This window comes from Cellulomonas sp. SLBN-39 (assembly GCF_006715865.1).
In the GTDB taxonomy this organism is placed as follows: domain Bacteria; phylum Actinomycetota; class Actinomycetes; order Actinomycetales; family Cellulomonadaceae; genus Cellulomonas.
Genome location: NZ_VFOA01000001.1, coordinates 1,886,560 through 1,904,240 on the forward strand (window position 1 = coordinate 1,886,560; position 17,681 = coordinate 1,904,240).

Annotated in this window: 14 protein-coding genes and 1 tRNA gene; 7 read left to right on the plus strand and 8 right to left on the minus strand. The window is 75.7% G+C overall.

Annotation, left to right across the window (positions count from 1 at the left end; translation table 11 throughout):
• Positions 1–229: 229 nt before the first annotated feature.
• From FBY24_RS19655 to FBY24_RS08820, 3 genes are all read right to left on the minus strand, one after another.
• Positions 230–1,936: a carbohydrate-binding protein gene (locus FBY24_RS19655; protein ID WP_304515640.1), complete on the minus strand. Its 1,707-nt coding sequence runs from the start codon at positions 1,934–1,936 to the stop codon at positions 230–232.
• Between the two features lie 26 nt (positions 1,937–1,962).
• Positions 1,963–3,678, minus strand: a complete 1,716-nt coding sequence (locus FBY24_RS08815; protein ID WP_142159873.1) for a hypothetical protein — start codon at positions 3,676–3,678, stop codon at positions 1,963–1,965.
• A gap of 164 nt (positions 3,679–3,842) precedes the next feature.
• A complete protein-coding gene (locus FBY24_RS08820; protein WP_255432503.1) occupies positions 3,843–5,321 on the minus strand; it encodes an XRE family transcriptional regulator in 1,479 nt (492 codons plus the stop codon).
• Positions 5,322–5,471: 150 nt separating this feature from the next.
• Here FBY24_RS08820 and FBY24_RS08825 point away from each other — a divergent pair, with 150 nt between their 5' ends.
• A complete protein-coding gene (locus FBY24_RS08825) occupies positions 5,472–7,367 on the plus strand; it encodes a phosphoenolpyruvate carboxykinase (GTP) (RefSeq protein ID WP_142159875.1) in 1,896 nt (631 codons plus the stop codon).
• Between the two features lie 95 nt (positions 7,368–7,462).
• Positions 7,463–7,765 carry a DUF1540 domain-containing protein gene (locus FBY24_RS08830; protein WP_142159877.1) on the plus strand — a complete coding sequence of 101 codons (303 nt, stop codon included), beginning with the start codon at positions 7,463–7,465 and terminating at the stop codon, positions 7,763–7,765.
• Between the two features lie 135 nt (positions 7,766–7,900).
• Here the strand turns inward: FBY24_RS08830 and FBY24_RS08835 are convergent, their stop codons facing one another.
• Together FBY24_RS08835 and FBY24_RS08840 are read right to left on the minus strand one after the other, a co-directional pair.
• The gene (locus FBY24_RS08835; protein ID WP_142159879.1) at positions 7,901–8,689 is read right to left on the minus strand and encodes a phosphotransferase family protein; all 789 of its coding nucleotides are present in this window, start codon (positions 8,687–8,689) and stop codon (positions 7,901–7,903) included.
• 106 nt (positions 8,690–8,795) lie between these two features.
• The gene (locus FBY24_RS08840) at positions 8,796–9,611 is read right to left on the minus strand and encodes a hypothetical protein (RefSeq protein ID WP_142159881.1); all 816 of its coding nucleotides are present in this window, start codon (positions 9,609–9,611) and stop codon (positions 8,796–8,798) included.
• Between the two features lie 224 nt (positions 9,612–9,835).
• Here FBY24_RS08840 and FBY24_RS08845 point away from each other — a divergent pair, with 224 nt between their 5' ends.
• Entirely contained in the window at positions 9,836–13,807 is a 3,972-nt protein-coding gene (locus tag FBY24_RS08845; protein ID WP_160158468.1) for a sigma-70 family RNA polymerase sigma factor, read from the plus strand.
• A gap of 113 nt (positions 13,808–13,920) precedes the next feature.
• Here the strand turns inward: FBY24_RS08845 and FBY24_RS08850 are convergent, their stop codons facing one another.
• Together FBY24_RS08850 and upp are read right to left on the minus strand one after the other, a co-directional pair.
• Positions 13,921–14,232 (minus strand): hypothetical protein, encoded by a 312-nt coding sequence (locus FBY24_RS08850; RefSeq protein WP_142159885.1) that lies wholly within the window; start codon positions 14,230–14,232, stop codon positions 13,921–13,923.
• A gap of 266 nt (positions 14,233–14,498) precedes the next feature.
• The gene (upp, locus tag FBY24_RS08855) at positions 14,499–15,134 is read right to left on the minus strand and encodes a uracil phosphoribosyltransferase (RefSeq protein ID WP_140457839.1); all 636 of its coding nucleotides are present in this window, start codon (positions 15,132–15,134) and stop codon (positions 14,499–14,501) included.
• 193 nt (positions 15,135–15,327) lie between these two features.
• Here upp and FBY24_RS08860 point away from each other — a divergent pair, with 193 nt between their 5' ends.
• Entirely contained in the window at positions 15,328–15,759 is a 432-nt protein-coding gene (locus tag FBY24_RS08860; protein WP_142163345.1) for a nucleoside deaminase, read from the plus strand.
• Between the two features lie 11 nt (positions 15,760–15,770).
• Here the strand turns inward: FBY24_RS08860 and FBY24_RS08865 are convergent, their stop codons facing one another.
• On the minus strand, positions 15,771–16,676 hold the full coding sequence (locus tag FBY24_RS08865) for a Sir2 family NAD-dependent protein deacetylase (RefSeq protein ID WP_142163347.1): 906 nt from the start codon (positions 16,674–16,676) through the stop codon (positions 15,771–15,773).
• 94 nt (positions 16,677–16,770) lie between these two features.
• Here FBY24_RS08865 and FBY24_RS08870 point away from each other — a divergent pair.
• The 3 genes from FBY24_RS08870 to FBY24_RS08880 all read left to right on the plus strand — a co-directional run bounded on the left by FBY24_RS08870 (position 16,771) and on the right by FBY24_RS08880 (position 17,658).
• Positions 16,771–16,857: transfer RNA gene (locus FBY24_RS08870), tRNA-Ser, on the plus strand.
• Between the two features lie 139 nt (positions 16,858–16,996).
• Positions 16,997–17,290: a nucleotidyltransferase family protein gene (locus tag FBY24_RS08875; RefSeq protein WP_142159887.1), complete on the plus strand. Its 294-nt coding sequence runs from the start codon at positions 16,997–16,999 to the stop codon at positions 17,288–17,290.
• Positions 17,287–17,658 (plus strand): DUF86 domain-containing protein, encoded by a 372-nt coding sequence (locus FBY24_RS08880; RefSeq protein WP_142159889.1) that lies wholly within the window; start codon positions 17,287–17,289, stop codon positions 17,656–17,658. The genes FBY24_RS08875 and FBY24_RS08880 overlap by 4 nt, the downstream gene beginning before the upstream one ends.
• Positions 17,659–17,681: the final 23 nt, after the last annotated feature.

A 17,681-nucleotide genomic window follows, 5' to 3' on the forward strand; every position in this document is an offset into this window, starting at 1 on the left:
CGCGTCGGGGCGTCACGGCAGGGGCGGGGCCCGTGGCGTCGTGGCCCGGGCGTGGGTGCTGCGAGCACCTGCCGTGAACGTTCACATCACTGCTGAGCGTAGGGCGGTCCGGCACCGGGTCCACCGGTGAAACGGTTCGAGACCGGCGAGACCGCCGCGCCCTCGGGCCGGACGCACGACGGGCCCGGCAGCAGCTGCCGGGCCCGTCGCACGTGCGGGTGGTCCGTCGTCAGCCCTCGACGACGAACGTGGTGACGCTCTGCGCCGGCAGCGTCGCTGTGAACGCCCCGCCGGAGACCGCGATCCCGGTGCGCGGCGCGAGGTTGCGCGTCGCGTCGGTCGTGTACGACGAGACCTTCGAGGCCGTCGCGCCCTTCACCGAGAGCGGCTGGGTGACGCTCGCGTTGTTCTGGTTCACCACGACCACGGCGATCTTGCCGTCGGTGTTGCGGTACGCCGAGACGTACACGCCCTGCCGCGGCTCGGACTCGGCCTCCAGACGCACGGCACCGGGCCGGACGTACTTCGAGAACGCCGCCATCGCGTACCCGCGCTTGCTCAGCGTGCCGTCCTCCTGCATGGGCCCGTACCCGCGGCGGATGTACCACCACACGTACGCCTGGAACTCGGCGTCGGCCATCGCGTGGTGGATGTGCCGGGCCACCGACAGCGACTCCGGCCACGCGTTGCCCGAGGTCATGGTCGAGTTCGGGTAGTACACCTCGGTCATCCACAGGTCCTTGCCCGCGCCCTTCTCCTGGAAGAGCGGGTACGGGAAGTCCGCGTACGACGTGCCGTACAGGTGCGCCCCGAGGATGTCCATGTTCGCGAGGGCCTTCGGGTCCTCGAGGATCGGGTCGGACACCGACTTGGTGTACTGGAACGACTCGGGAGCGATCACGCGGGTGGTGATGCTGCCGGCGTGGTCACGCATGAACGTCTGGATCTCCGTGGGGGTCCACGCCGTCCACTCGTGGGCGTAGTCGGGCTCGTTCTGCACCGAGATGGCGTACAGGTCGACGCCGTTGCTCTTCATGAACGCCACGAAGTCGTTGAGGTGCTTCGCGTAGTCGGCGTACTTGTCGTGCCGCAGCCGCTTGCCCGTGGACTCGACCCAGCCGGTGACGCGCACGCTGTCGACGTTCGGGCCCTCGGTGCCCGTGGTCTCCAGCCGCACGGTGTTGCCGCCGATGCGCATGGGCACCTGCACCTGCACGCTGCCCCAGCTCGCCCAGCCGCCCGTCGGGTTGAAGGTCACGCCGGTCAGCGCCCGCGTCCCGTTGACGTAGACGTCGAGCGTGCGGGCCGTGGTGCTGCCCAGCGCGTACCGGATCGCGAGGTTCTTGGTCCCCGCGGTGCCGATGCTCACGTTGTCGAGCTGCATGCTCGCACCGCTCGCCGCGCTGAAGTCGACGAACCCGGTGCCGGTGTACCCGGTGTGCTCCGACCTCACGGCCGCGCTGCGCAGCGTCGAGCCCGTCTCCGCCTGGTACAGGGTGCCGGCGCCCTGCGGCGCGCCGACCGTCGCGGTCTCGGTCATCGAGGCCGGCGGGTTCCACGGGGACGCGAAGACGATCGCGCCCCGGTCGATCGCGGCCTTGGCGGTGGCGACCTCGCGGCTCCACTGCGAGCGGTCGTCGCTCACCCAGATCCGCAGCACCGACATGCCGAGCTGGTCGGTGCCGTTGCCGAATGCGGTGGCGCGCTGGGAGGCCGTGAGGTCGCCGATCCACAGCGGGTGGTTCATGCCGCCGAACCCGCGGATCGTCTGGTGCTTCGTGCCGGCGTCGACCACCACGGCGGGGCTGGTGACGGCCGTGACGCCGGGGGCCGCGCCGACCGACGTCGCGGCCAGCGGGACCGCCAGGGCGGCGGCGAGGAGGGTGCCGAGGAACGCCCTGCGGCGCACCCCGTGCGGACGGGTGGGACGGGTCATGGTCGTGCTCCTTCGTGTGCGGGAGGTCAGTGGCGCGGGCCGGCGGACCGGCGACCGGCGAAGGCGCCCCGGCTGCGGGCCCACAGCAGGGCCCCGGTGCCGAGGGCCAGGACGAGCGCGGCCAGGGCGACGACCGTGAGGGTCGTGCGCGTCGACGTCCCCGTGGCGGCCAGCACCTCGGAGCGGTCGTCGGCGGTCACGTCGGCCGTGGCGGACGCCGTCGGCGAGGGGGTCGGCGTGGCCGCGGCCGTGGCCTCGGCGGTCGCGACCGTCGTGGGCTCGGGCTCGACCTCCTCCTCGGCGACCGGCTCCGGGTCGGCGGGCGCCGGCGCCGGGACGGGCTCCGGCTCCGTCGGGGCCTGCGGGGCACCCACGGAGATCGGCGCGCCGATGATCGCGTCGAGGTCCAGGCCCGGGTCGGCCGACGTCGCGCCGGTCACGCACGGGGTGGACGTGTCCGGGCCGCCCGTGCCCCACTGCGTCACGCCCGAGCCGGTGCCCGTCTCGCTGCACGACATGGCCTGGCCCCACGGGTTGCCCGCGGAGTTGGCGACGAACACGGTGTCCTTCGCGGTGAACCCCTTGCCGAAGAACGCACCGCCGTGCCCGGCGGCCGTGTTCTCGGCGTAGAGCATGTCGGTGCTGCTGTGCCCGTCGCCGAAGACCGCGCCGCCGTAGCCGCCCGAGGAGTTGCGGGCCACCGTCGAGCGGCGGAAGTCGCACGTGGCGTAGCAGTCGACGTAGAACGCGCCGCCGTTGCCCCCGGACTCGTTGCCCACCGCACGGCTGTCGGTCACGGTGATCGACCCGGGCGTCGTGGAGTCCTTGCCCGTGCTCAGCCGCGCGGCACCGCCGATGCCCTGGCTGTTGCGCCCGTTCGGCAGCGCCTCGTTGCCCTCGAACACGGTCTTCTCGATGACGATCCGGTCCGGGGCGTACGTCCACAGGTACGCGCCGCCGCCGCTGCCGTGCCCGGTGTTGTTCTTGATCGTGGCACCGCAGATGCGCACGTCACCGCCCTGGCCGATGTCGGCGGCACCGTCGGTCGCGATCGCGCCGCCGTCGCCGAGCCCGCCCTTCGTGGTCGTGTAGTTGCCCTCGAAGTCGGAGTTCACGATCGTCAGCGGCGACAGCAGCGTGTACACCGCACCGCCCAGCCACGACCAGTTCTCGCGGAACTGGCTGCCGACGATGACGGTCGAGCCCTGCACCCCGCCGTACACCGCGCCGCCGCCGTGGCCGGCGCTGTTGCCGACGAACGTGCTGCCGATGACCTCGATGTGCGAGCGGAACATGCCCGCGATCGCCCCGCCCGCACCCTCGGAGCGCTCGAAGCTCTGCTTCGCGGCGCCGCCGACGAACGTCAGGTTGCGGAACGACGACGTGGTGCGGTCGGCGGCCTGCATGATGCGGACCTTGCCGCCGCCGTCCAGCGTGACCTTCCCGCCGCCGTCGATCACGGCGTCCTTGGTCACGACGATCGTCGAGGTCACGTCGATGGTCACGGGGTCGTCCCCGCAGTCGAACTCGATGCGCCCGCCGCGGCCGGCGGCGGCGCGCAGCACCTGCTCCGTGCAGGACGCGGCGGTGCCGTCGCCCACGGTGGTCAGGGCCTGCGGGACGGGCAGCGGGGTCGGTGCCTCGCACAGCTCGGCGGCGCTCGCGGTGGTCGCGGTCCCCATGAGCGTCAGCACGAGCACGAGCCCGGCGAGGATCCCCCGGCGGGGGGTCGATGTGGTCACGGCGTCTCCAGGTCGTCGTCGGTGTGCGGCGCAGGGGCGGGGCCCAGGACCTCGCTGCTGCGCCGTTCCCCCCACGAGAGGAGACGCGTGCCGACGACCGGGCGTAACGGATATCCCCGACGCACCGTGCGACGCCGTGCGGCCCGGGCGTGCCGGGCCGGGGCTCAGCGGTCGGCGTGGGCGTCGAGGAACGCGAAGACCTCGGACTCGTCGACGCCCGGGAACGTGCCGCTCGGCAGCGGCGCGAGCACGTGCGCGTGCACGGCCGCGCTCGGCCAGGCGTGCGGCGCCCACCGGCCGGCGAGCGCGGGGTCGGGCCGCCGGCAGCAGGCCGGGTCCGGGCACGTGGAGCGGGTGCGCACGCGGGTCTCGCGGCCGCGGAACCACGTCGACGACGCGTAGGGCACCCCGATGCTGATGGAGAACCCGCCCGCCGCGGTCGTGCCGGTCTGCGTCGAGGCCCAGTAGGTGCCCGCGGGCGTGTCGACGTACTGGTGGTACTCGGTGGTGCGGTCGCGGCGCGTGAACGCCATCCGCGCCGGCCACTGCCGGCACACGACCTGCCCCTCGATGGCCCCCGTGCCGTCGGTGGGCAGCGGCATGCCGTCGTTCTCGTACCCCTTGTACAGGGCGCCGTCGTCGCCGACGCGCATGAGGTGCAGGGGCACGCCCAGGTGCGACGTGAGCAGGTTGGCCATGCGCTGCGCGGCGGTCTCGTGGGTGACGCCGAACGCGTCGCGGAAGTCCTCGACGGCGAGGTTCTTGGCCTTCTTCGCCTCGGTCAGGTGCGCGACGGCCGCGTGCCGGGGCACCAGGCAGGCCGACGAGAAGTACGCGATCTCGATGCGCTGGCGCAGGAAGTCGCCGTAGCTGCGGGGGCGCTCGTGCCCGAGCACGCGGTGGGCGAGGGCCTGCAGCGCGAGCGCGCGCAGGCCGTGCCCGCCGGGGATCGACGCCGGCGGCAGGTAGATCCGTCCGTTCGCGAGGTCGGTGACCGTGCGCGTGGAGTGGGGCAGGTCGTCGACGTGGATGAGCGTGAAGCCCAGGTGCTGGGCCATGAGCGCGACGGAGCGGTGCGTGAGCGCGCCCGAGACGTACCCGCCGTGGCGCAGCATCTCCTCGGCGGCGTCCTCGACGTCCGGCAGGTGGTTGTCGCGCTCGCGCATCCACAGGCGCAGCGCGGTCATCGCCCGGCGCGCCTCCTCCGGGGTGGCCAGGGCGGCGTCGTCGCGGCGCGTCAGCTCGGCGTGCAGGCCGACCAGCGCCTCGAGCGCCTCGGTCGGCAGCGACCGGGTCACGCGGACCGTCGGCAGGCCCGTGGCGGCGTACAGGGTGGAGCGCTGCGCCCGGTCGAGGGCGATCTCAAGGGCCGCCCGCCGCGACGGCGGGGTGGGCTGCAGCAGGTCGCCGACGTCGGTGCCGAGCGTCCGGGCGATCGCCTGCAGCAGGGACAGGCGGGGCTCGCGGTGCCCGTTCTCGACGAGGGACAGCTGGCTGGCGGTGGCGCCGACGGCTGCGCCGAGCTGGTCCAGCGTCATGCCGCGCTGCGTGCGGCGGTGCCGGACCCGCCGTCCGAGCGTGAGGAGGTCCGCCGTCGTGGACGGCGTCGGGTCCGGGTGGCGGTCCGGGTCGGGGACGGCGATGGCCGGGTGGTGCGCGTCGTTGCCCACGCCTGTGACGGTAGCGAAACTTCTGCCGATCTTGCAGCCCTCGCGGCCGCCACGTCGGCCCGTCCGTGGCGCACCGTGGACGGACCGGCGGCCCGCTCGTGGCCCCGTGACGAGGAGGGCACGATGACTGCGGTGGAGCCGTTGACCCGACCGACCCCGCCCACGGGACCGGCGGCGCCCGCGGAGCCGGTGACGCCTGCCGGACCGGCGGGCCTGCCGCCGACCGCGCACGGCCGGCTGCGCGCCTGGGTGGCGGAGATCGCGGCGCTGACCCGCCCGGACGCGGTGGTCTGGTGCGACGGGTCGACCGACGAGTACGACCGGTTGTGCGACCTGCTCGTCGACCGGGGCACGTTCGTGCGCCTGGACCCCCGGCGCCGGCCGCGCAGCTTCCTCGCCCGCTCGACGCCCGACGACGTCGCACGTGTCGAGAGCCGCACGTTCATCTGCTCGGAGCGGGCGCGCGACGCGGGGCCGACCAACAACTGGCGTGCGCCGGCGCAGATGCGCGCCGAGCTGGACGCGGTGTTCGACGGGTCGATGCGCGGCCGCACGCTGTACGTGGTGCCGTTCGCGATGGGGCCCGTGGGCTCGCCGCTCGCGCAGTACGGGGTCGAGCTCACCGACTCGCCGTACGTCGTCGTCAGCATGCACCTCATGACGCGGGTGGGGACGGCCGTGCTCGAGCACCTGGGCACGGACGGCGCGTTCGTGCCCGCGGTGCACAGCGTGGGCATGCCGCTCGTCGACGACGCAGGCGGGCCGGTCGCGGACGTGCCGTGGCCGTGCAGCCGCACGAAGTACGTGGCGCACTTCCCGCAGACCCGGGAGATCTGGTCGTTCGGGTCGGGCTACGGCGGCAACGCGCTGCTGGGCAAGAAGTGCTTCGCGCTGCGGATCGCGTCGGTCATGGGCCGCGACGAGGGCTGGCTGGCCGAGCACATGCTGCTGCTGCGGCTGACGTCGCCGCAGGGCCGCGCGTTCCACGTCGCCGCGGCGTTCCCGTCGGCCTGCGGCAAGACGAACCTCGCGATGATCACCCCCACGCTGCCGGGCTGGACGGCGCAGACGATCGGTGACGACATCGCCTGGATGCGCCCCGACGCGGACGGGCGGCTGCGGGCGATCAATCCCGAGGCCGGCTTCTTCGGGGTCGCGCCCGGCACCGGGCCCCGCACCAACCCGGCCGCCGTGGCGATGGTCGCGAGCGACACGATCTTCACCAACGTCGCCCTGACCGACGACGGCGACGTCTGGTGGGAGGGCCTGACGCCCGAGCCGCCCGCGCACCTCGTCGACTGGCAGGGGCGGGACTGGACGCCCGACGCGGGACGCCCCGCCGCGCACCCCAACTCCCGGTTCACGGTGCGCGCGGACCGCTGCCCGACGATCGCGCCCGACCGGGACGACCCCGCCGGGGTGCCCGTCGACGCGATCCTGCTCGGCGGGCGCCGCGCCTCGACCGTGCCGCTCGTGGTGCAGGCGCGCGACTGGGCGCACGGCGTGCTGCTCGGCGCGACGATCGCGTCGGAGCAGACCGCTGCGGCCGAGGGCACCGTGGGCGAGCTGCGGCGCGACCCGTTCGCGATGCTGCCCTTCACCGGGTACCACGCGGCCGACCACTGGGCGCACTGGCTGGCCGTCGGCGAGCGCCTGGGCGCGGGCGCGCCCGCGGTGTTCTGCGTCAACTGGTTCCGCACCGACGCCGACGGCCGGTACCTGTGGCCGGGGTTCGGCGACAACGCGCGCGTGCTGGCCTGGGCCCTGGGGCGGGTGGCGGGCACCGCGGCGGCCGTCGACTCGCCGGTCGGGCTGCTGCCCGCGCCGGGTTCGCTCGACCTGACGGGCACGGACGTCACCGACGACGACCTCGCGGCCCTCCTGGCCGTCGACGCCGACGCGTGGCGGGCCGAGACCGACCTCGTGCTGGAGTGGTTCGCGGGGTTCGGGGACGCCGTCCCGCCGCAGGTCCTGGACGCGCTCGCGGACGTCCGGCGGCGGCTCGCCGGGGCCGGGTAAGCCAGTCCTGCCTTGCTGGCGTGATCCACGTCACGCCCTTACCGTCGAAGGGTCAGGCGCCGTCCGACGCCCCGCACATCGTCCCGGAGGTCCTCATGAGCACCCTCGCAGAGCTCCCCGCCGTCGCCGAGTGCTCGGTGGCCGGCTGCTCCTACAACGACCACTCCAGCTGCCACGCGGCGGCCGTCACCATCGGCGGCGCCGGCGACGCGCAGTGCGCCACGTTCATCCCTCTGGGCGTCAAGGGGGGCCTCGACCGCGTGGTCAGCCACGTCGGGGCCTGCCAGCGGCAGGACTGCTCCCACAACGACCACCTCGAGTGCGGTGCGCCGTCCGTGCGCATCGGCGCCGGCCACGACATCGCCGACTGCCTGACGTTCGCCGCCCGTCCGGCCTGACACCGGCACGTCCCGTCCGTCGCACGCCCCGCGGCCCGTGGTCGCGGGGCGTCGTCGTGCGCCCGCGGGCGGCGACGCCCCACAGGACGCGCCGACGGGACGGCGCGCGGCCAGGCCCGTCGCGGTGGGGCGCGGTCAGGCGGTGCCGTGCTGCGGCGGGGGCGGCTCGTCCTCCGGCCGGCTCGCCACCTGCACCAGCGCCCGCACCAGCTGCGCGGACCGGGTCACCAGCTCCCGCTCGCCCGGCATCAGGCCCGGGTCGACCGCCCGCAGCGCCGCGGCGTCGTCGAGCGCCGCCAGCGGGTCCGTCTCGGTCACCGCGAGGAACGCCGCCAGCAGCGCCCGGGCCGCCTGCGAGTACTCGCCGTCGGAGTCGGCCGCGACCTCGCCGATGAGCAGCGCGGTCGACGACACGTCCAGCTCCGGCGCACCGGCGCGGGCCTTGGCCCAGTCCACGAGCGCCGGGCCCTTCGTCTCGGTGAGGATGACGTTGCCCGGGTGCAGGTCCAGGTGCACCACCGCGGAGCCGCCCAGGTGCGGCCAGTCCGGGTCGGGCGGCGTGCGCCACGACTCCGGGGCGGCGATCCGGTGCAGCGCCCGGTGCAGGTCGTCCAGCACGCGCGCCGCGTCGTGCAGCGAGATCTCGCCCGCCCCGAGCGCCTGCAGCAGCGTCGGACCGTGCAGCCGCTCCAGCTCGGCGTCGGGCCCGCCCAGGTGCCGGGCGGCCGGTGCGGGGAAGCCGTGCGCCACGACGTGCTGCAGCAGCTCGACCTCGGGGCCGGCGTCGCGACCGCCCCGGTAGCGGCGCAGCACGTGCTCCTCGTCGATCGCGAAGACGTCGGCCGAGGTGCCGGCGGCCAGGAGCGGGCCAGGGGCCTCGGCAGGCGCTGCCGAGCCCTGCGGCGCCAGGTCGGCGGGGGGCATGGGTCGACGGTAGCCCCGGCCGGGCGATCTGTCGCGCCGTGGTGCAGGGAGGTGCGGGCCCGCGCGGCGCCGGGTGCGCGGGGGTGGAGCCGGCACCGCGCGGAGGTCAGGAGCCGGTGCTCGGGCGGGGCACGCCCGTCCACGGCTCGGGCCGCGAGAGCCGGTCCAGGCGCAGCACCGCCTCGGCGTGCGTCGCCGGCAGCGGCTCGACCCACAGCCGCACGGGCTGGCGGGTGGCGCTGCGCACGTCGACGTCGGAGCAGCGGCGCGCGACCTGCGCGCGCAGGTCCGCCAGGCGCCCGTCCACGTCGCTGCCGACCGACGTCAGGACGACGAACACCCCGCCGCCGAGCGTCGCCATGGGGTGACCGGTGCCGAACGTGTCGCGCAGCGCCGCCCCGACGACCGCCGACCGCGCCGCGCGCACCAGACCCGTCACGGGTCCGGCGGCGACGTCGACCACCGCGAGACCGTGCAGCATCGCCGCGTCGAGGTCGGCCTCCTCGGCCCGCAGGTACGCCTCCGCGAGGCGCACGCCCAGGTACTGGCGGGTCGGCAGCCCCGTCTCCGGGTCCACGCACGAGCCGGTCGTCACCAGCGCCGCCTGCGCGTCCGACCAGCCCTCGCCCAGCGCGCGCACCGCGTCCATCGGCGGCGTCGGGCGTCCTGTCGACCGGTAGAGGCAGACGAGGTCGTCGAGGGCCTCGCCCAGCCCCACGCCGTACTCGCCGCGCGCCTGGCCGAGCTCCCACGCCGGACCCGTCGGGTCGGCGTCGTCGAGGACGGCGAGCGCGAGCGCGTCGACGGCGGGGTGGTACCAGTCGGAGGGGCGGCGCCAGACGCTGGCGACGCTCTCCTCGCGCCAGCGCTCGCGCAGGCCGTCGGGGAACGCACGCCCGTCCTTGCCGGTGTTGGTCGTCACGTGGGATGAGAGTGGCCGAACCGGGGGGCATGACGCCACTTCCGCGAACTTTCACCCGCAGCGCAGGTGAGGGGGCGTCACAGCCCGTTGACGTGGCGTGTCATCACCCGGTGACCTGATGGCGGCGGCACGCGGGCGGCCGCATGGTGGAGGGGCGGTTCATCCGTTCGGTCCGATATGGCAGGCTGACTCGGACCAGGTGCAGGCTGACGGGACGACGCGGCGTGGTGCAGACCAGAGGAGTCGACGGCGTCATCGAGGATGACGCCGCCCTGCTGCATGCCACGCGCGAGGGTGACGCCGACGCCTACGGCCGGCTGTACGAGCGGCACGCCGGTGCGGCGCTCGTGGTGGCCCGCCAGTACGTCGACTCCGCGGCCGACGCCGAGGACGTCGTGCACGAGGCGTTCGCCAACGTGCACCGCGCGCTGCTGGGCGGCGGGGGTCCCGAGGTCGCGTTCCGCGCCTACCTGTTCACGGCCGTGCGCCGCACGGCCACGGTGCACCGGACGGCGGGCCGCCGCGCGGAGCCCACTGACGACCTCGCGACCCTCGAGGCCGGTGCCGGCGCGGTCGAGGCCGCCGAGGAGCCGGCCCTCGAGACGTTCGAGCGCGGCATCGTCGCCCGGGCGTTCCGCTCGCTGCCCGAGCGGTGGCAGGCCGTGCTGTGGCACTCCGAGGTCGAGGGGCTCACGCCCGCGCAGATCGGCCCGATCCTCGGCCTGTCGGCCAACAGCACCGCGGCCCTGGCGTACCGCGCCCGCGAGGGCCTGCGGCAGGCGTACCTCCAGCACCACCTGCAGGACCCGCTCGACGAGGGCTGCAAGGCGGTCGCCGGGCGGCTCGGGGCGCACGTGCGCGGCGGCCTCGGCGCCCGCGACACCGCCCAGGTCGAGGCGCACCTCGACGGCTGCGGCGAGTGCCGCGCCCTCGTGCTGGAGCTCGGCGACGTCAACCACGGCATGCGGGCCGTGGTCGCGCCCCTCGTGCTCGGGCTCCTCGGCCTCGGTGCGCTCGCGCACGAGCTGCCCGTCGGCGGCGGGCTGGCCGCGGGGGCCGCGAGCCTCGGGGCCGGCGGCCAGGGTGCTGCCGGAGGCGGCGCGGGTGCGTCCGGCGGGGCGGGCGGCGGTGCCGCCGCCGGCACGGCCGCGGCACCCGCGGGAGCCGGTGCGGCGGGAGGGGCCGCCGGCCTGGCGGTCGCCGGCACGGCGGGCACGACCGCGGGCGGGCTCGGTGCACTCCTCGCCGGCATGAGCGGCACCGCCATCGCCGTCGCGGTCGGTGCGGTCGCCGTGGTCGCCGCCGCGGTCGTGGCGGCCGTCAACCTCTTCGGCGGCGAGCCGGGTCCGCTCGCGGCGACGCCCACGGTCGAGGTCTCCGCCGGCACCTCCGCCGCGACCCTCGCACCCACCCCCGCCGCGACGCCCTCGTCGACGGCGTCCGCCACCCCCTCGCCGACGCCGACGCCGACGCCGACCGCGATCCCCGACGAGCCCGCCGACGAGGGAGCCGGCACCCCCGCCGTCGACGGGGGACCCGCGCCGACCCCGACGCCCGAGCCGACCGTCGACCCGACGCCGGACCCCGAGCCGCCCACGCCCCCGGCCCTCCCCGAGCTGACCGTCGTGGCGCCCGACGCGGGGATCGCCCTCTCGGCCGGGACCGAGCAGAACCTCGTCGTCTCGATCGCCAACACCGGCGACGGCGTCGCGCTCGACCTGACCGCCGAGGTCGACCTGCCCGACGGTGTGACGTTCGTCGACGTGACCACCGGGTTCCGGGTGGTCGGCACCTTCGCGCCGCCCGTCGTGCCCGGCTGGGCGTGCCTGCAGAGCGGGGCGTCCGCCTCCGCGCGCTGCAGCCTCGACGAGCTGCCCCCGCGGACCACCACGCAGCTCGTGCTGCGCGTCTCCATCGACGAGGGGTACGCGCAGGAGCAGAGCGGGGCGCTGTCCGTGCGGGTGCGCGGGGCCGGGCTGTCGTCGGCGCCGTGGGCCCTGCCCGTGCACGTCGAGCGGACCGGTCCGCGGCTGGTCCTGGTGGATGCCGACCGCACGGTGGACCTCGTGGCGGGGCGCCCCCGCGCGATGAGCGTCGAGGTCCGCAACGCGGGCGGCACGAGCACCGGCCCGGGGTCGGACGGTCGCGGCGCGGGCGTCGACCTGGCGCTGCCCGCCGGGTCGCAGGCGGTCGCCACGAGCGACGGCTGGGCGTGCGGCCCCACCCCCGCGGGGGCGACCTGCTGGCACGTGGCCGGGCTCGCGCCCGGTGCCCGCAGCGTGCTGACGGTCGACCTCAGCGGCCCCGCCGACGCCACCGCGGGCTCGGGCGCCTTCGAGGTCGCGCTGCGCCCCGCCCGGGGTCTGCCGTCCCGCTTCGGCGTGCCCTACTCCGTCGCGCGCCCCGCCGCGGTGGTCGTCACCGCGCCCGCGGACGCGCGGCTCGCCGCCGGGGTCCGGGCCGACGTCCCCGTCCAGGTCACCAACGACGGCGACCTGGTGGCGCGCGACGTCGAGGTGCGGGTCGACCCGCCCGCCGGGTTCACCTGGGCCGGCCCCGTCGGCACCCCCGCGGGCTGGTCCTGCACGGCCGCCGAGGGGTCCGGGCCGGTGACCTGCACGGTGCCGACGCTCGCCCCCGGTGCCGAGGCGGCCGTCACGCTCCCGGCCACCGTGCCGACCGCCACCGGCCCCGCCCTCGGGGAGCTGTGGGTGCGGGGGACGGCGTCCGACGGCCCCGGCCACGAGCACGTCGGCCCGTCGCGGGCGTCGACGACGCTCACCGCGGTGCTGCCGACCCTGACCGTCGAGGACCTCACCGTGCTGTCCGCGCAGGGCTCGCGGGCCGCGACCGTCGCCTTCGCCGTCACCGCGCCGGCCGCGCGGGGCGGGACAGACCCGCGGCCCGTCGTCACCGGCGCGACCGCGGACGTCCGGCTGCCGGCCGGCGTGCGGCTCGACCCGTACCCCGAGGCGCCGGTCGTGGGCGCGTGCGCGGCGACCGACGACCCCCGGACGGTGCGCTGCGAGCTCGGTGACCTCGTGAGCGACGACGGGGGCAAGGCCGTGGCGGGAGCGTCGTTCGCGGTCGAGGCGGGCGGCGCCCTGAGCGGCACCGTCCGGGTCACCGCGTCGGCACCCGGTGCGGCCGACGCCACGGCCGGCGCGGCGGTGCGGTTCGGGTCCGCCGGCCTGCTGCCCGTCTTCGCCGGGACGGGTGACCTCGAGGTCACCGAGGTCGGCGCCCCCCTGCTCACGTGCCTCCAGCGATCGACCGCCCCGTGCGCGGCGGTGCGCGACGGCTCGCAGGACAACAACGCCCTCACGATGGTCCCGCTCGACGAGCTCGCGTCCTCGCCGGCCGGGGTGCCCGGGTCCCGCGCGTCGGTGCCGGTCTCGTCCGGCGCCACGCTCGCCGTGCCACAGGGCCGCGACGTCGTGTGGGCGCGGCTGTACTGGTCGGGGGTGCGCGCGCCCGGCGACACGTGGTCGACGTCGACGGGCACCGCACGCCTGCGCGCGCCCGGCGGGCAGTGGTCGCAGGTGCAGGCCCGCGAGCGCACCACGAGCGTGCGGGACAAGGACGGCCGCGAGTACTACCAGTCCGCGGCCGACGTCACCGAGCTGGTCCGCGCGGGAGGCGCCGGGGAGTGGGGAGTCGCGGACGTCGCGGTCGCCGCGACCCGCACCGACAAGACGCCGACGTACTACGCGGGCTGGGCGCTCGTCGTCGTGCACGGCACGCTCGCCGAGCCCGCCGACGGCGCACCGGCCGCGTCGGCCGTGACCGTGTACGACGGCGGCACGTGGGTCGGCAGCGGTGCCGCGACGGCGCCGGAGTTCACGTTCGTCGCCGAGCCCGGCTCGCAGGCCCGCGTCGGCGTCGTCGCCTGGGAGGGCGACCGCGGCGGGTCGGGGGACCTCGCGACCCTCGGCAGCACCCCGCTGGTGCCGCAGCGCTGGGACGGGACCCGCTTCGTCGGCGGCGGCTCGGGGCAGAACGCGTTCGACTCCACCGCGACCGGCTCGCGGTACCTGCACTCCCTGGGCGTCGACGCCAAGGGCTTCCAGCCGGCGGCGCTCTCGGCCACCGGCGTCAGCACGCTGCGCCTGACCACGACGAGCGACCAGTACCTCGTCGGGGCGGTCACGCTGCGCACCGTCCCGCGGGACGGCACCACGGTCCCCGAGCCGTAGCCGGCCGGGCCCAGCCGGAGCGCCCGGGCGGACGCCTCGGTCATCCGTGCGCCTGCCGTGCGAGCGCCTGCCGTGCCGACGCCTGCGGTGCGGGCCTGTGCCGTCCGGACGGGTCAGGCGTCGTCGGGGGAGGCGATGAGGCGCAGGTGGGTGAGCCGGTCGCCGAGCTGCCGCACGTCGCCGCTCGTGCCCGGCACGAGGGAGAGGGCGGCCGACGTCTCGGCGTCGGGCAGCAGCTCCTGCGCGAACTCCCGCAACGTCTCCGCCGCCTCGGCGAGCGCGGTCGCGGACGCCGCCCGGGCGTCGTCACCGCCGGGCAGGCTCACGTACAGGACCAGGCCGGCGCGCGGCCGGTCGTCGGCGGGCTGAGGGGTGCGGCGGGGCGCAGCCGGAGCGGCGGCGGCGAGGCGGGCGGGACGAGCCATGAGGGTCTCCGTGACGACGGGTGACCGCGGTGCGGTCGGGCGGGTGGTGGTGGACGCGTGCGGTGCTGTCAGCGGTGACAGCAGGGCGTGGAGCGATACCACCCGCGTACGAGCACGTCACGCATGCCGGCGGCATGCGTGGACGACGTGCACGTGCGGAGACTCACACGACGATCGTGGCACGGGGCCCGCGATCGTCCCAGGGAAATCCGTGACCGTCTCAGGCTCTGAGAACGGCTCACCCCGCCCGCGGGGCGGCGCAGCGGTCAGACGATGCCGTAGAGACGGTCGCCCGCGTCGCCGAGGCCCGGCACGATGTACGCCTTCTCGTTGAGGCGCTCGTCGACGGCCGCGACGACCACCGACACGTCGGCCCGGTCGCCGACGAACTCCTCGACGAGCTTCAGCCCCTCGGGCGCGGCCAGCAGGCACACCACGGTGACGTCGCGCGCGCCGCGCTGCAGCACGTAGTCGATCGACGCGACCAGCGTGCCGCCCGTCGCGAGCATCGGGTCGAGCAGGAAGCACTGCCGGCCCGACAGGTCGTCGGGCAGGCGGTTCGCGTACGTGATGGCCTCGAGGGTCTCCTCGTCGCGCCGCAGGCCCAGGAACCCGACCTCCGCGGTCGGCAGCAGCCGCGTCATGCCGTCGAGCATGCCGAGACCGGCGCGCAGGATCGGCACCACGATGGGGCTCGGGTCGGCCAGCTTGATGCCCGTCGTCAGCGCGACGGGCGTCTGCACGGGCACCTCCTCGGTGCGCACGTGCCGCGTCGCCTCGTACGCCAGGAGCGTCACGAGCTCGTCCACCAGCTGGCGGAACGTGGGGCTCGGCGTCGAGACGTCACGCAGGACGCTGAGCTTGTGGGCGACGAGCGGGTGGTCGGCGACGTGCAGGCGCATGCCGCGAGCCTAGTGCGAGGATGCGGGCGGGCGGGACGGGCGACGGTCCCGGGCGGACAGCCGTGCGGCGCGACCGGCGCCGCGACGGGCGGCACGACGAGCGGGCGGGAGGTGGCGCGTGGACGAGCACGACGGCACGACGCCCGTCGTCACCCCGGCGTCCCCGGGGGCGACCGCCGCCGAGCACGCCGCCATGGGGCTCGCGCTCGACGAGGCCCGTGCCGCGCTGGGCACCGGCGACGTCCCCGTCGGTGCCGTCGTGCTCGGGCCCGACGGCGCCGTCGTCGGCCGCGGCCGCAACCTGCGCGAGGCCGACGCCGACCCCGTCGCGCACGCCGAGGTCGTCGCCCTGCGCGCCGCCGCCCGCACCCTGGGCCGCTGGCGGCTCGACGGCTGCACGCTCGTCGTGACGCTCGAGCCGTGCCTCATGTGCGCCGGCGCCACCCTGCTCGCCCGCGTGCCGCGCCTGGTGCTCGGCGCGTGGGACCCCAAGGCCGGCGCGTGCGGCTCGCAGTGGGACGTCGTGCGCGACCGGCGCAGCACCCACCGCGTCGAGGTGCACGGCGGCGTGCGCGCCGCCGAGTCCGCCGACCTCCTGCACGGCTTCTTCGCCGCGCACCGCTGAGGTCGCCCTGCTCAGGGGGAGGGCAGCAGCTCGACCAGGTCCGTCAGCGTCTCCGACGTGCCGGCGTCGAGGGTCAGCGTCGCGTACCGGTCCCCGCGCGTCGCCCCCCGGTTCACCACGACCACCGGCTTGCCCGCCTGCGCCGCGTGCCGCACGAACCGCAGCCCCGACTGCACCGTCAGCGACGACCCGGCCACCAGCAGCGCGTCGGCCGCGTCGACCATCGCGTACGCCCGCTCGACCCGCTCCCGCGGCACGTTCTCCCCGAAGTACACGATGTCCGGCTTGAGCATCCCGCCGCACGCGCCCGGCAGGCCGTCCGGGTCGTCCGCCCAGCACGCCTGCACCCGGAAGTCCGCGGTCTGCTCGACCACCGCGTCCGCGTCGGGCGCGATCTCCACGTCCGCGACCTCCCGCACCCGCTCGACGAACCCCGGGTTCAGCGCCTCCAGCCGCTCCGCCAGCGCCGACCGCGGCACCACCGTCCCGCACCGCAGGCACACGACCCGGTCGTACCGCCCGTGCAGGTCGATCACGTGCCGCGACCCCGCGGCCTCGTGCAGCAGGTCCACGTTCTGCGTGATCAGCCCGTGCACCACCCCGCGCCCCTCGAGCGCCGCCAGCGCCCGGTGCCCCGCGTTGGGCAGCGTGCGGTGCACGTGCCGCCAGCCCACGTGGTTGCGTGCCCAGTAGTGCCGCCGGAACGCCTCGTCGCCCACGAACTGCTGGAACGTCATGGGCGTCCGCGGCGGGGAGTCCGGGCCGCGGTAGTCGGGGATCCCCGAGTCCGTCGAGACCCCCGCACCGGTCAGCACCGTCAGCCGGTGACCGCGCAGCACGTCGACGACCTCGCCCACCGACGCCGCGCTCGCGGGCCGGGCGGCGGGGGTCGACGGGGTCGTGGTCGGGTGCGGCACGCTCACCCGCCCACGGTACGTCCGCGCCCGCCGCGTGCGCCCGAGGAGATCGATTGGCTGCCCGGTACCCCGAGCGGGTACTGTGTGCCGCCGAGGTAGCGTGTCCGAGCGGCCTAAGGAGCACGCCTCGAAAGCGTGTGTGGGTGAAAGTCCACCGTGGGTTCAAATCCCACCGCTACCGCCGAACGAAGGGCCCCGACCAGCGGATCTCCGCAGGTCGGGGCCCTTCGTCATGCAGGTCGAGGGGCCCTCGCGTGCGGGTTCCTCTCCGCTGCGCACGGGCGGTACCGTCGTCCTCAGGACGTGAGGAGGTGAGGGGTGTGACGACCAGGCCGTCGGAGGAGCTCGCGCGTCATCGGGCGGAGGTCCTCGAGCTGGTGCGTTCCGCCGGTGCGTCCGACGTGCGTGTCTTTGGTTCCGTCGCCCGGGGCGACGACCGTCCGGGCTCAGACCTCGACCTTCTCGCCACGCTCCCCGAGACGATGGGGCTCGTCGAGCTGGTGGCCCTCGAGCAGGCCCTCGAGGACGTGCTCGGCGTCCGGGTCGACATCGTGGATGACCGCTCCCGCTCACGGGTTCTTGAGCACGCCCTCGTGGAGGCCCGGCCACTGTGAGGGACAGCGGTGCCGCGTCGGACCGCGACGCCCTGGTGCTCCGGGATCTCCTCGAGTTCGTCGAGACGGCAGCGGACATCGTCGGCCGAGGGCACGACGCCTTCGTCGCGGTCGATGCCGACGGCAGGCTGCTGCGCTACGCGGCACGGACCGTCGTGGTCAACGTGTCGTCCGCCGCGGACCGCCTGTCCGACGGGTTCCGTGCTGCACACCCGGACGTGGACTGGCGTGCGATCCGTGGCATGCGCAACCGCATCGCCCACGACTACGCCGGCGTGAACGACGAGATCGTCTGGGTCGCACTCCTGCGCAACGTCCCGGCGTTGGCCCAGCAGCTCCACCTGGAAGGGGCCGACGGGCAGAGCTGAGCAGCGCGTGGTGCACATGTCCA